The sequence below is a fragment of the Prosthecobacter vanneervenii genome, assembly GCF_014203095.1.
GTDB lineage: Bacteria > Verrucomicrobiota > Verrucomicrobiia > Verrucomicrobiales > Verrucomicrobiaceae > Prosthecobacter > Prosthecobacter vanneervenii.
In genome coordinates, this window is record NZ_JACHIG010000005.1 from 127,377 (window position 1) to 140,065 (window position 12,689).

At 61.4% G+C, this 12,689-nt stretch carries 14 protein-coding genes; 8 read left to right on the forward strand and 6 right to left on the reverse strand.

Annotated features, from left to right (window positions below; translation table 11 throughout):
* Positions 1–21: 21 nt before the first annotated feature.
* Complete coding sequence (gene dapA / locus HNQ65_RS12880; RefSeq protein WP_184339953.1) at positions 22–903, forward strand: 4-hydroxy-tetrahydrodipicolinate synthase; 882 nt, start codon at positions 22–24, stop codon at positions 901–903.
* A gap of 466 nt (positions 904–1,369) precedes the next feature.
* Here dapA and HNQ65_RS12885 read toward each other — a convergent pair whose 3' ends face one another.
* Positions 1,370–1,660, reverse strand: a complete 291-nt coding sequence (locus tag HNQ65_RS12885; protein ID WP_184339954.1) for an HD domain-containing protein — start codon at positions 1,658–1,660, stop codon at positions 1,370–1,372.
* Positions 1,661–1,763: 103 nt separating this feature from the next.
* Complete coding sequence (locus tag HNQ65_RS12890; protein ID WP_184339955.1) at positions 1,764–2,324, reverse strand: hypothetical protein; 561 nt, start codon at positions 2,322–2,324, stop codon at positions 1,764–1,766.
* 97 nt (positions 2,325–2,421) lie between these two features.
* Between HNQ65_RS12890 and HNQ65_RS12895 the strand changes: the two genes are divergently transcribed.
* From HNQ65_RS12895 to cimA, 6 genes are all read left to right on the forward strand, one after another.
* Positions 2,422–3,042, forward strand: coding sequence for a hypothetical protein (locus HNQ65_RS12895; protein WP_184339956.1), 621 nt, complete (start codon positions 2,422–2,424; stop codon positions 3,040–3,042).
* Positions 3,039–4,226, forward strand: coding sequence for a molybdopterin molybdotransferase MoeA (locus HNQ65_RS12900; RefSeq protein ID WP_184339957.1), 1,188 nt, complete (start codon positions 3,039–3,041; stop codon positions 4,224–4,226). The genes HNQ65_RS12895 and HNQ65_RS12900 overlap by 4 nt, the downstream gene beginning before the upstream one ends.
* A 56-nt stretch (positions 4,227–4,282) precedes the next feature.
* Entirely contained in the window at positions 4,283–4,885 is a 603-nt protein-coding gene (locus HNQ65_RS12905; protein WP_184339958.1) for an NUDIX domain-containing protein, read from the forward strand.
* A gap of 64 nt (positions 4,886–4,949) precedes the next feature.
* Positions 4,950–5,594, forward strand: coding sequence for a sigma-70 family RNA polymerase sigma factor (locus HNQ65_RS12910; protein ID WP_184339959.1), 645 nt, complete (start codon positions 4,950–4,952; stop codon positions 5,592–5,594).
* 45 nt (positions 5,595–5,639) lie between these two features.
* Positions 5,640–6,161: a hypothetical protein gene (locus HNQ65_RS12915; RefSeq protein WP_184339960.1), complete on the forward strand. Its 522-nt coding sequence runs from the start codon at positions 5,640–5,642 to the stop codon at positions 6,159–6,161.
* Between the two features lie 320 nt (positions 6,162–6,481).
* Positions 6,482–8,044 (forward strand): citramalate synthase, encoded by a 1,563-nt coding sequence (cimA, locus tag HNQ65_RS12920; RefSeq protein ID WP_184339961.1) that lies wholly within the window; start codon positions 6,482–6,484, stop codon positions 8,042–8,044.
* On the opposite strand, the gene HNQ65_RS12925 is transcribed toward cimA, so the two are convergent.
* Both HNQ65_RS12925 and rfbD read right to left on the reverse strand, forming a co-directional pair.
* Positions 8,041–8,787, reverse strand: coding sequence for an RluA family pseudouridine synthase (locus HNQ65_RS12925; RefSeq protein WP_184339962.1), 747 nt, complete (start codon positions 8,785–8,787; stop codon positions 8,041–8,043). The genes cimA and HNQ65_RS12925 overlap by 4 nt on opposite strands.
* Positions 8,784–9,668 (reverse strand): dTDP-4-dehydrorhamnose reductase, encoded by an 885-nt coding sequence (gene rfbD / locus HNQ65_RS12930; RefSeq protein WP_184339963.1) that lies wholly within the window; start codon positions 9,666–9,668, stop codon positions 8,784–8,786. The genes HNQ65_RS12925 and rfbD overlap by 4 nt, the downstream gene beginning before the upstream one ends.
* A gap of 99 nt (positions 9,669–9,767) precedes the next feature.
* On the opposite strand from rfbD, the gene HNQ65_RS12935 reads away from it, so the two are divergent.
* Positions 9,768–11,018 (forward strand): FAD-dependent oxidoreductase, encoded by a 1,251-nt coding sequence (locus HNQ65_RS12935; RefSeq protein ID WP_184339964.1) that lies wholly within the window; start codon positions 9,768–9,770, stop codon positions 11,016–11,018.
* Here the strand turns inward: HNQ65_RS12935 and HNQ65_RS12940 are convergent.
* On the reverse strand, positions 10,957–11,430 hold the full coding sequence (locus HNQ65_RS12940) for a hypothetical protein (RefSeq protein ID WP_184339965.1): 474 nt from the start codon (positions 11,428–11,430) through the stop codon (positions 10,957–10,959). The two genes, HNQ65_RS12935 and HNQ65_RS12940, sit on opposite strands and share 62 nt — an antisense overlap.
* On the reverse strand, positions 11,427–12,641 hold the full coding sequence (locus HNQ65_RS12945) for an acyltransferase family protein (protein WP_184339966.1): 1,215 nt from the start codon (positions 12,639–12,641) through the stop codon (positions 11,427–11,429). Before HNQ65_RS12945 ends, HNQ65_RS12940 begins: the two co-directional genes overlap by 4 nt.
* Positions 12,642–12,689 lie beyond the last annotated feature (48 nt).

Here is a 12,689-nt window from a genome sequence, read left to right on the forward strand (position 1 = left end):
GCCCTTTCCCTCTACCGCCCCATGTTCGCAGGAACCCACACCGCCATCGTCACCCCTTTTCGCAACGGCCAGATTGACGAAGCCGCGCTCAAATCGCTGATCGACTTTCAGTTCGACAACGGTGTCACGGGCGTTGTGCCCTGCGGCACCACGGGCGAGTCTCCCACGCTGGATCATGAAGAGCACTCCCGTGTGGTTAAGCTGACTGTTGAGTTTGCCAAAGGCCGCGGCGTGGTCATGGCGGGCACAGGATCGAATTCCACCCGCGAGGCCATCGAGCTGACACAGGAGGCGGAAGCCGCAGGTGCCACGGCGTCCCTGCAGGTGGCTCCCTATTATAACAAGCCCACCCCTGAGGGGCTGTATCAGCATTTCAAGGCCATCGCCGACAACACCAAGCTCCCGCTCATGCTCTACAGCATCCCCGGGCGCTGCGGCATTGAGATCGGCCTGGATGTGCTTGTGCGCCTCGCAGAAAGCTGCCCGAACATCCGCTCCATCAAGGAAGCTGGTGGCAACCCCGAGCGCGTGAGCCAGATGAAGCAGCTGCTGCCGGCAGACTTTGAGATCATGTCTGGCGACGACGGCCTGACCCTGCCCTTCATGTCTGTGGGCGGCGTGGGCATTGTCAGCGTGGCTTCCAACCTGATTCCAAAGCCGATCAGCGAGATGGTGCAGCTGGCCCTCAAAGGCGACTACGCCAGTGCGCTGAAGATCCACACCAAGTATTACCCGCTCTTTGCCGCCTTCCTGAAGCTGGCCACCAACCCCATCCCGATCAAAACGGCCATGGCCCTCGCCGGCCACTGCACTGACGAGCTGCGCCTGCCGCTCGTGGGCATGGAGAAGGAGAAAGTCGCCGAGCTGACCGCCACGCTGAAGAAGCTGGGCATCATTGGGTAAGGCATTGCCGGGCGCAGCCAGCTTGCATAGTGGTCCGCACAACGCGAAGCCAGCCGAAGGCAATCCTCTGTGCGGTTCGGGCTACCCAGAATCAATTTCCACCCAAACTTCCGCGTACCAGTTCCAGCCGCACGGCGTGCTCTAAAGTGGAATGCTGGATTCTGCGCTGCGTGGTTTGTGAAAAAATGGAGCCTGCGTGCCGCACAGAGGACTGTGCGGACCACTATCAATATCTGCTTCAGCCCGCATCGCCCAGATACGGCTCCGCCAGGTGCAGCCAGGGGTGGATGACGCCGTGATCGGCGATCTCCTTGCCGAAGGCAGTGCTCATAAACCGTGCGTTCGGGATCATGCCCACACGCCCGAGGTCCAGCCTGTCGGCATCCCAGCAGGTGCCGATGGTGGGATCTTCATGGTGCTCGCCCTCGGTGTGCCAGATGCAGGCGTGGCGAAGAAGCGCGTGGTCTTAGTCTGAGAGATCAAAGAGATGGCCGCGAAAGGTGTCGGCAAAATCTGCGCCCCGCTCTCCATGCCCTGGGTCCCAGCCTTCGTTTTCGCGCCGGCTGTCGTGAAACAAGGCAAACAAGCGCACCACATGGACCTTGGCTCCCGTCCGCGCAGCCAGGATGCAGCCGTTGCGCTCCACGCGCCGCCAGTGGTCCGGTCCGTGTGCTGAATAGGGATCGCGATGGTGCGGAGCTTGCGTTACAGCGAGCCAGAGGCGGCGAAAATCGATGGAGTGTTGCTTGGTTGTCATGGCTTCTACCGGGCGCTGTATCGCTGAGTTGAGCAGCGGCGTGGCATTTTCAAGTATTCGCAGATGATTAGCATCTCGCAGGCATGTGTCAGTCACCGCCATGTCACTGCCTGAAGGAAGAGTATGACAGCACCAGCCGCACGACCCAGGCACCGAGGATCACCACCAGCAGAAGCGTCAAGACTATCGTGGTGGACGAGGTGCGTTGTTTCACATGAGGTGTCAGATTCACGAGCAACTGATACTGCGGAGACATCACCGTGCGCCCCTTTGCAGAAAGCATCAGCCACAAGACATAGCCATTGAGCAGCGGTCCCACGATGGTGAAAAAGGAAATGACTCCCAGGAGGCCGGAAATGACAGCCATCGGAACTCGCACCCATGGGGACAGCCGCCTCAGCCCCGCCCCCAGAATCAGAGCGCCCACTGAAATCAAGAGGGCAAAGAACCAGGCAGAAGGCCCTCGTCTCATCATCCCCTCTCCTATGGCCTGGAAGAGCGGGATAAGCATGAGCCCGCCAAACAGCCCATAGAGCAGCCCCACGCCTTTGATCTCGGCCTCGTACCAGAGGTGTGCCCGCCGGACAGACTCCGGAGATGTCTCATCCACCATCTGCTGCGACTGCGGCGGTGCATAGGGATTGAATGCTGAGTCTTGACTCACGGAGCCACTCTACCCGAACACCCGCAGCGTGCACCAGCCCCAAATGCCGCATTGTTGCAGGCTGGACATGCGGCGGCAGATGCGCATCAATACAGACATGTTGTCACTACGCCATCTGTGCCTCGCCGCTTTGCTGCTGGGCTTGTCCAGCTGCAGCTACCTTGCTTCCAAATATGCTGCCGCGAAGCTGAGATCGCAGAAGTCGGCTTTGGATAAGAGCATCCGTGAGGCCAAGGTGATCGGCGTCATCGAGATGGTGAACCCGGAACAAAACTACGTGCTGATCAATTGTGAGCAGCAGCTGGACATCCCGGCCGGGACAGAGATCATTTCCCAAGGTGTCAACGGCACCAACGGCAAGCTCAAGGTGACTCCTGAGCGCAAGGGCAACTACATCACGGCAGACATCGTGGAAGGCACCCCGCAGCTGCGCGATCTGGTGGTTTACAAAGTGGACTCCAGCAACGTGGCCACTCAGCAGGCAGCGCCGGCGGCCACCGGCCCCGCAGCTCCCCTGACGCCCATCATGCAGGCCGATGTGATCCCGCCGCTGAACGCCCCCTTTCAGCCCATGGCTCCAGTGCAGCCCTCTGCGCAGCCGCAGATGCCACCTCTGCGCCAGATGCCACCCGTCCCCGCCCAGGCACCTGCAGCCCCGCCTCAGCAGCCTGAGGAACCTGCCGCCGACCTGAGCAAACTGCCGCCTGTGATCCGATGATCTCTGAGAGCGAGGCACGCGCACGAGTTCTGGCTGCGGTGGCACCGCTGCCGCCACGCAGCAGCACACTGCTGGAGGCACTGGGCTGCTACGCGGCGCAGGATGCCATGGCCACCGTGCCCATTCCGGCTTTCGATCAGTCCGCCATGGATGGCTATGCCATCCTTGCCGCTGAGAGTGCCACAGCCCAGCCACTGCGCGTCGCCGGAGAGCAGGCCGCAGGTCTGGATGCCGGGCTGCATCTGCAAAGCGGCTGCGCCATCCGCATTTTTACCGGGGCGCCCATTCCAGCCGGGGCCGATGCCGTCATCATGCAGGAGGATGTGCGGCGCGAGGGCGACACCATCGTGTGCACCGATCCCGTCGTGCCAGGAGAAAACATCCGGCGCGCCGGAGAGGATCTGTGCCGTGGGCAGTTTGTGCTGCGCCGTGGAGAGCAGCTCACACCGGGACGCGTGGCGCTGCTGGCATCTCAGGGGCTGGCGCAGATCTCCACGCATGCGCTGCCGCGCGTGGCCGTGCTCAGCACCGGAGACGAGCTGGTACCGCCGGGCGCAGGCCCGTTGAAGGCCGGACAGATTTACAACACCAACGGCCCCATGCTCTGCGGCATGCTGGCGCAGCTCGGCATACCTGGCAGCACGCAGGTGCACTGCCGCGATGATTTGCAGGCCACCATCGAAACTCTGCGCAGCCTGCTGAGCACGCATGATGTGGTGCTCATCAGCGGCGGCGTGTCGGTGGGAGATCATGATCAGATCAAGCCCGCCCTGAAAGAGCTCGGCATCGAGCCCGGGCTCTGGCGTGTGAAGGTGAAGCCCGGCAAGCCCTTCCTCTTTGCCCGCAGTGCGCAGTCCCATATCTTTGGCCTGCCGGGAAATCCGGTGTCCTCCTTTGTCACCTTCCAGCTCTTTGTGCGTCCGGCCCTGCTGCGCCTGATGGGTGCTGCGGAGAGCCTGATCCAGCCACGTGTTATTCCTGCGAAAGCCGGAGCCGCTTTGACCAATCCCGGCGACCGCCCGCACTACCTGCGTGGCGTGCTGGCAGGCGGGCAGTTCATGCCCTTCGGCCTGCAGCAGAGCCATGCGCTGCTCTCCCTCAGCCGGTCCAATGCCCTGCTGCGGCTGGAGGCTGGTCAGGAGTTGCAGGCGGGAGAAGCAGCAGATGTGTGGCTGCTGGATTGATTCATTGAGTGAGAGGTTGCGCGCACCCCGCCGCCATCCATGCTGGCGCTTCACTCATGGAACACGTCCTCGTCATCACCCGCGCGCTTTTTGATCAACTCGGCAGCTTCCAGGGCTTTCAGCCCGATGCCCCACGCTACCTGCATGCCATGCTGGCCCCCGGGGCCAATCACTTCATGGAGCGCCCGGCCGCTGAGAAGGACCCCACGCACAAGCAGCTCATCCCCTACGCCATCTTTCACCACGCTGGCAGCTACCTGAGCTACACACGCGGCGGCAGCTCCGGAGAGAAGCGACTCGTGGCCAAACGCTCCATCGGCATCGGCGGCCACATCAATCCCGTGGATGCAGGCCAGGATGAGCTGGGAGAAACCATGTACTACAACGGCGTGGAGCGCGAGATGGCCGAGGAGCTCGTCATCGGCGGCACGCACACGCAGAAGGTCATCGGCCTGATCAATGACGACGCGACAGAAGTCGGCAGCGTGCATCTGGGCGTGGTGCATTTCTTTGACCTCAGCAGCTCTGATGTGAAGTCCAATGAAGACGCCATCCAGGACCTGCGCTTTCACACGCTGGAGGAGCTGCATGCCATGCGCGATCAGCTGGAGACGTGGTCGCAGATTTGTGTCGATCACCTCTGGAGCGTTCAAAAATAATTGAATTTTACACCTTGGGAAGAAATGCTTGTCTCCTGATGGAACGAATGTTTCTCTTACCTAAATGGAAGATTCATCCCTCAGCGCCGAAGCGGCTCCCGCCGCATCGCTGAACCAACCACCAGCCGGCAGCAGCTCTGCAGAAGACCGTGCCCTGGTGGACAGAGCTCAGGCGGGCGACACACGTGCCTTTGATGATCTGGTGCGCAAGTACACGCCCAAGCTCTATGGTCTGATCTATAACATGACCTCCAACCGCGAGGACACTGCCGACCTGCTGCAGGATGTGTTTGCCAAAGCCTACCGCTCCATCAAGCGCTTCATGGGCAAGTCATCTTTCTACACATGGATCTACTCCATCGCGGTGAACATGACGCTGAACTTTTTAAAGAAGCGTGGCCGTCATCACAAGGTGAGTCTTGACGATGTAGATACAGGCATTGAGAACGATCCGGAATTTATCCGCGTGACCACGGCCAATTCTGGTACCTTACGAGAGGTGGGCATCCATGAGCTGCAAAAAAGGTTGAACGCAGCCATGATGAAGCTGTCAGAAGACCATCGCACGGTGGTGACCTTGTACGATGTGCAAGGTCTCCAGCATGCCGAAATCAGCAAGGTGCTCGGAGTCTCGGAAGGGACTGTCAGATCACGATTGTTTTACGCACATCGCCTGCTCCAGACCTACCTCGAAGACTTTGTCAAATAACGCACCTTGAAACACGACAGTAGAAACAACAATCCACAGCACGCCATGAGTGAGTTTGAAGACATCCAGCGGTTGATTCGGCTGAAGCGCTATGAGCAGCCCGAGGAAGGTTTCACTGAGAAGTTCCTGGAGCAGTTCCATCAGCGCCAGCGCGCTGAGATGCTGCAAAAATCCTCCCTCGCCCTGTTCATGGAACGCGTGGGCACCTGGTGGGAAAATCTTCTGGTGCCAAAATGGGGCGTGGCCATGGCCGCCGCCGCCGTGTGCGCCGTGAGCGTGTGGATGGTCGCACAGCCCGCAAAAACGAATTCCGCGACAGCAGCCACCACAGCTGCACCCGCCGCCCAAGAGAAGCCCTTTGTGCCCAAGATGGATCTCAGCGACTTGCCGCCTGAGCGCCTGGCAGAAAAGAGCAAGCCCCAGCAGAAGCCTCTCCAGCAGGACAAGCTCATGAAGGTGCCTGGCAATTCATCCTCGCTCCCAGCCAGCAACCAGCAGGGAGGTCCCAGCGCGAACAAGGCCGCTCCGGCAGTCCAGTCGGGAGACAAAGGCAAACTGGGCCAGTAAGCCCCATATCTCAGACTTTGCAGGCCCGGCCGCCGGAGTCTACCGGCAGCCAGCCCCCTTAAAAAGTTCTCTTTGCCAGCAGGGCAGGCCCGGCGTATTTTGCACGCTGCTCATGGGAGACCGCCCTGACAACCGCCTGATTATCCGAATTAGCCACGGACTCATCCGCGCCTGACGCCGCCGGAAGAGTCCGTTGTCATGCATGCCCCGCGCTTTCAGGCGCCACCGGCATCCGGCGTCCCGGGATTCCACCTCCATCACAGGCCCGGACTGTTTTCTCGTTGCACCTCCCCCTTCCCCACTTCATTTCCCCTCCCCTCATGTCTCCTGTTACCATCTATGACACCACCTTGCGCGACGGCACGCAGGGCACCGGCATCTCCTTCAGCACCCTCGACAAAATCCGCGTGGCGGAAAAGCTCGATGACTTTGGCGTGCACTACATCGAAGGCGGCTGGCCCGGCTCCAACCCCAAGGACGCCGCCTTCTTTGAGGAGGCCTCCAAGCGCTCGTGGAAAAAGGCCAAGATCACGGCCTTTGGCATGACCCGCCGTGGCAAAATGAAGGTGGAGGACGATCCGCAGGTGAAGATGCTGCTGGATGCCAAGACCCCCGCCGTGACCGTGGTGGGCAAGACCTGGGCGCTGCACGTGACGGAGGTCTTCCAAGTCACGCTGGAGGAAAACCTGGCCATGATCTCCGACACCGTTGCCTATCTGAAAAAGCACGGTCGCGAAGTGCTGTATGATGCGGAGCATTTCTTCGACAGCTACAAGGAGAACCCGGAATACTCCCTCAAGACCATCAAGGCCGCACAGGATGCCGGAGCCGACCTCATCGTGCTCTGCGAGACCAATGGCGGCGCACTTCCGGAGTTTGTCGAAGAGACCACGCGTCAGGTCATCGCCCATCTGGGCCGCCCGGTGGGCATCCACACGCACAATGACGGCGGTGTGGGCGTGGCCAATGCGCTGGCCGCTGTGCGCGCCGGCGCCTGCCAGGTGCAGGGCACCATCAATGGCTACGGCGAGCGCGTGGGGAACTGCAACCTCACCACCATCATGCCGAATCTTCAGATCAAGATGGGCATCGATCTCGGCCTCGACCTCACCCACCTGCGTGATCTGGCCCACTTTGTGGACGAGCTGGCCAATGTGCCGCACGACATCCGTGCGCCCTATGTGGGCGTGGCGGCCTTCACGCATAAAGGCGGCCTGCATGTGCACGCGGTGCAGAAGCTAGCGCGGACCTATGAGCACGTGGACCCCACCCTGGTGGGCAACCAGCGCGTCATCACCATTTCGGACATGTCCGGTCAGTCGAATGTGCTCATCAAGGCCGAAGGCATGGGCTTCAAGTTTGCCAAAGGAGACGCCCGTGTGCAGACCATTCTGGCCGAGGTGAAGCGCCTCGAAAGCGAAGGCTATGAATTTGAAGCTGCGGAGGCCTCTTTCGAAATGCTCATCCGCAAGCAGCTCGGCCAGTACCAGCCGCTGTTCAACCTCATCGAATACCACTCCACGCACCGCTTCCACGGCGGCGAGCACGGCTTTGAAACCTGCGAGGCCACGATCAAGATCGAGGCAGGCGGCAACCGCGTCTATACTGTGGATGAAGGAGACGGCCCTGTGAACGCGCTGGACAATGCGCTGCGCAAAGCCCTGCTGCCTCTCTTCCCCGCGCTGAAGGACATGCGCCTGGCGGACTACAAGGTGCGCATCATCGACGGAGGCACCGGCACGGCGGCCAAGACCCGCGTGCTCATCACCAGCACCGACGGCAACGCCACCTGGAGCACCGTGGGCGTGAGCTTCAACATCATCGACGCCAGCTGGAAGGCGCTGGTGGATGGCATTGAGTATTTCCTGCTGAAGCGTTCCTAAACCGCCTTCATCCCCGCCGCCTCCAGCACCGCACTCAGGTCTGGGGGCAGCGGCGCAGTAATGGTGAGCGGCTGGCCTGAGGCGGGATGCTTCAGGCTGAGCTGATGCGCGTGGAGAAAGAGCCGCTTGGCCAGGATGGATTTGCGCAGCTTGCGGTTGAGCTCAAAGGAGCCGTACACATCGTCCCCCACCAGCGGGATCTGGCGTGAGGCGGCCTGCACACGAATCTGGTGCGTCTTGCCGGTGATAAGTTCCACCTCGATCAGCAAGATGCGATGCAGCGCGCTGCGCTCCAGCACGCGGTATTTCGCCTCGGCATTGGGGCGCTGACCGTGACGCACAGTGCTGCGCACTTGATTGCGTTCGTGGGCGGTCACGAGGTGATCCAACCACACGCCCTCTGGCTTCAGCGCGCCACCGCCGCTGCACAGGGCCAGGTATTTTTTGCGCACCTGCTCGGCTTCAAAGAGAGCACGACATGCAGCGGCCGTTTTTTCATCCTTGGCCCCCAGCAGCACGCCCGAGGTGTCCTGGTCCAGACGGTGCAGCAGCCATACCACTCCGGCGGCGGTTTTGAAGCAGCGCCGGTCGGCATCGTAGCTGCCCTCAAAGGCCGAAGTCTGCGGCTTGCCGCTTTTCGGATTGGGATGGGAGAGCACTCCATGCGGCTTGTTCACCACGATGAGAAAGCGATCCTCATGCAGCACATCGCAGCGGGTCATGGCGGAGGCAGGCGTTGTCATTTCGGCTGATACTTCTCCACCAGGTATTCCTCCAGCGCATCATACCAGCTGCGAATCTCTGCTCCAAGCAGGCCGCCCAGCTTCTGATTGCTCATCAGCGTCATGAGCGGCCGTGGGGCTTTGAGCTGGGTCAGGCTGGCCAGCGGGATGGGCTGCACACGCGTGGTCTTCACCGGCAACCCCAGGCGGTGCGCGATCTCCAGCGCGGCCTCGGCCCAGGAATGCCAGGAGGCGATGCCGCTGTTGCACAGGTGCAGCGGCCCGGAGACATCGGGATGACTGATGATGAGTTGCTCGACCCAGCGGCAGATGTCCGCATTGCTGGTCGGCGCGGAAACTTTGTCCACCACAGCCGCGAGATCATCGGTCTGCAGCGCCTTTTGAATGATGTTGTCCGGATGGCTGGCCTTGAAATGTCCAAACAGCCACGACACACGCGCCACGAGCGCCCGGGGAGAGGCCTGCAGCACCGCCTGCTCTCCGGCGAGCTTGGTGCGGCCATAGACGTTCACAGGCAGTGTCTCATCCTGCTCGGTCAATACATCATGAGGCTCGCCGCTGAAGACGTAATCCGTGCTGAAGTGGACCATGCGGGCACCCCGCTTCTGACAGCACTCCGCCAGGACCTGCGGCGTCACGGCATTGGCCAGAAAAGCACGCTGCGGCTCCACTTCGCATACATCAGGGCTGGTCATACCAGCTGCATTGAGCAGCACATCAAAGTCACGGCCAGCCAGAGCCGCTGAAACCGTGTCCGGCTTTTCAAAATCCAGCTCGGCACGCCCCAGGGTGGAGGTCTGAAATCTGGGTGAAAAGTGGCTTTGCAAGGCACGCCCCAGGCCACCGGTGGCGCCGAGGATGAGGATGCGAGGTGCTGGCATGCCCCATGCTTGCCACGCCTCCGGCGCTTGCAAAGCTAAAAGGCATCTCCATAGATGGGCGCGCCATAGTTCAGAATGAGTGATGTGCAGCCCAGAATCGTGATTGTCGGCGCCGGCCTTGCGGGGCTGGCCTGTGCTCGCGTGCTGGCGGCTGCCGGTCGTCCCTTCATGATTCTGGAAGCCTCCAATGCCGTGGGCGGCCGCGTGCGCACGGACAAGGTGGATGGCTTTCTGCTGGACCGTGGCTTTCAGATCTTCCTGCCAGCCTACCCCGAAGCGCGGCGTGTGCTCGACTACGAGGCACTGGACCTGCGGCCCATCTACCGTGGTGCCGATGTCTTTGTGAAGAACCGCTTCCACCGCATGGCGGATCCGCTGGCACACCCGCTCGCAGCCCTGAAAAACATGGGCGAGGAAGTGGCCACGCTGCGTGACAAATGGACCACGCTGCTGCTGCGCAAGGAGGTCTTTGGCATGCGCGAGCCTCCGCTGGAGCTGCCTGAAATGGAGACGGAGGATTATCTGCGGGATTTCGGCTTCTCGGAGAACATGATCGACCGCTTCTTCCGCCCCTTCTTCGGCGGCATCTTTCTGGAGAAGGATCTGCGCACCAGCGCACGCATGATGCTGTTTTTGTTCTCCATGTTTGACCGCGCAGGCACCGCCCTGCCGGCACGCGGCATGCAGTCCATCCCCGAGCAGCTGGCCATGTCCCTGCCTCCCGGCAGCCTGCGGCTGAATGCACCTGTCTCCGCCGTGCGTGCCGGAGAGGTGACGCTGGACACAGGAGAGGTGCTGCAGGCAGACCACGTCATCGTGGCCGTGGGCGAGGAGGTGGCCAGCCGCCTTCTTCCTGCCGAGGAAAACAGCGCTCCGCTGCTGCCCAGCCGCTCCACCACCTGCCTCTACTTTGCCACGGATGAGCTGCCGCCCGGAGATGCCATCCTGCATCTGGACGGCGATGGACGCGGACCGGTGAACAGCGTGCTGGTACTCTCCCGCGTCTCGCCGCACTATGCTCCGCCCGGACAGCATCTGATCTCCGCCTCCATCATCGGAGCACCTTCCAGCACCGAGCTGGAGCAGGTGGTACGTGAGCAGATGTGCCGCTGGTTTGGCGACAAGGTCGTCTCCCGCTGGCGCCACCTGCGCACCTACCAGATCCGCCACGCCCAGCCGGAAAGCCGCCAGCTGCGCCTGGGCACAGGCCCGCTCTCCAGCGTGATCCAGCCCGGCCTCTACCGCTGCGGCGACTGGTGCGAAAACGTCTCCATCAACGGCGCGCTGCTCAGCGGCCGTCGGTGCGGAATGGCGGTAATGAAATCGTTGGGAGATCCGAGCTTGGATTGACCACCGGAGGCGACTCTGTGGGCAGCACGAAAGGATTGATGGTGGCCGGAGCGTTGGTCAGCCGCACCTCCACCTTGGTGGCCCCAAATTTATCCTTTTTCTTTTCTGCAAGGGCGCGCAGCTCCTGTGCCACGCTTTCGGCATCGGCGCGGTTGGCAAGATCGTGAATGGTCAGGGTGGTGACACCCACGCCCGGCTGCACCTCGATCTTGCTGGCCGGCACACCCATGCCCTCATGGATGAGCTTCTCCCACTCGGCGGCATGCTGCAGATCTGTGGCCGTGACCAGACCCGCCTGATGGTAGCGATCCTCGTTCGGATTGTGCGCAGTCGTGGCAGAGGCTGCTGGCTTGCTCTGGCAGGCAGCCAGACAGGCGCACACAGAGAGTGGGAGGAAGAGTCTGAGGGTCACAGTTTGAGGAATGCTTTCTGCTTATACAGCCACCAGCAGATGAGCCAAAGCACAAATAGCACGCCGCAACGATCAATCACAGGCGCCCAATAGGCCGGGAAGGCCGTCTCTGGCAGGTGCTTGTGCAGGTTCTCCAGGATCCAGCCTGCGCACAGGCTGTGAAGCAGATAGATGATGATGCTGTTCATGCCCACGACCACCAGTGGAAACACCAGCCGCCGCATGCCGAGGATCTCCACCACGAGATAAAAAATGGAAAGCAGGATGAGCACCCAGCCACCGCTAAGCACGGCCCAGGAGGGCGTCCAGATGCGCTTCACCACGGGCAGAAGTGTGTACTGGTCCAGCTGCGGGCCCACGAAGGGCAGCACACGCACATCCAGCACGGTGCCCAGCACCAACAGCAGAATGCCAATAATGAAAAGCGTGGCACACTTGCTCTTGTCAGACTTGGTGCTGCGCATGAGGAAGCTGCCGGTCAGTGCGCCGCCCAGCATGGTGGCCAGTGCGGGGATAAAATTCAGCGTCTGATAACCACCGGCATTGTATTGAAAGGGCTGCGCCTGCGGCAGCAAATTGAGGAACCAGCGGTCAAACGCCGCGGCGGCATTCGTGTGGATGCTCCAGTGTCCGGCAAAGCCCTGCAGCACGGCACGCTCCGTGCCCTTCATGCCGGAGATGGCGGCCAGATCCTGAGCCGAGGGCAGCGGGTGATTCACAAAGAACCAGGTGTATCCCGCCAGGATAAGAATGATGGCAGAGAGCACATACTCCCAGCCCATGCGGGTGAACAGAAAGAGGAAGAAGTACCCCAGGCCAATCTGCGCCAGCACATTGGTGAAGGCAAAAACCGTGTGCTTGTCCGCCGAGCGCGTGGCCAGCATCACCCCCAGTGCCACCAGCAGGATGGAGCGTGAGAGCGCGTGCCAGGCCATGCCAATGTAGGACTGCCCGTGCTCGCGCCGCTTGGCGTAGGAAAACGGCACCGCCATGCCCACCATGAACATGAAGCTCGGCTGGATCAGGTCCCACAACGAACAGCCCTGCCAGTCCTGATGGGCAAACTGGGGCTTGATGAACTCCCAGAGGGTGCCCGGATGCGCGGAGGCCATCTGCACAATGCCGAAGCCCGAGGAGGCCATCAGCAGCATGATGAACCCTCGAAACGCATCGAGGGAAAGGAGTCGTTGGTTGGTGGTGGTTGGATTCATGGCGTGAACCACCAACGCCGCTTGCGCGCGCCTGCTATCGGGCGCGGC

Excerpts from the sequence above, each read along its gene's own strand:
- dapA (WP_184339953.1), top strand. The coding sequence starts at position 22 with ATGTTCGCAGGAACCCACACCGCCATCGTCACCCCTTTTCGCAACGGC.
- HNQ65_RS12885 (WP_184339954.1), bottom strand. The coding sequence starts at position 1,660 with ATGACAACCAAGCAACACTCCATCGATTTTCGCCGCCTCTGGCTCGCT.
- HNQ65_RS12895 (WP_184339956.1), top strand. The coding sequence starts at position 2,422 with ATGTTGTCACTACGCCATCTGTGCCTCGCCGCTTTGCTGCTGGGCTTG.
- HNQ65_RS12900 (WP_184339957.1), top strand. The coding sequence starts at position 3,039 with ATGATCTCTGAGAGCGAGGCACGCGCACGAGTTCTGGCTGCGGTGGCA.
- HNQ65_RS12905 (WP_184339958.1), top strand. The coding sequence starts at position 4,283 with ATGGAACACGTCCTCGTCATCACCCGCGCGCTTTTTGATCAACTCGGC.
- HNQ65_RS12910 (WP_184339959.1), top strand. The coding sequence starts at position 4,950 with ATGGAAGATTCATCCCTCAGCGCCGAAGCGGCTCCCGCCGCATCGCTG.
- HNQ65_RS12915 (WP_184339960.1), top strand. The coding sequence starts at position 5,640 with ATGAGTGAGTTTGAAGACATCCAGCGGTTGATTCGGCTGAAGCGCTAT.
- cimA (WP_184339961.1), top strand. The coding sequence starts at position 6,482 with ATGTCTCCTGTTACCATCTATGACACCACCTTGCGCGACGGCACGCAG.
- HNQ65_RS12925 (WP_184339962.1), bottom strand. The coding sequence starts at position 8,787 with ATGACAACGCCTGCCTCCGCCATGACCCGCTGCGATGTGCTGCATGAG.
- rfbD (WP_184339963.1), bottom strand. The coding sequence starts at position 9,668 with ATGCCAGCACCTCGCATCCTCATCCTCGGCGCCACCGGTGGCCTGGGG.
- HNQ65_RS12945 (WP_184339966.1), bottom strand. The coding sequence starts at position 12,641 with ATGAATCCAACCACCACCAACCAACGACTCCTTTCCCTCGATGCGTTT.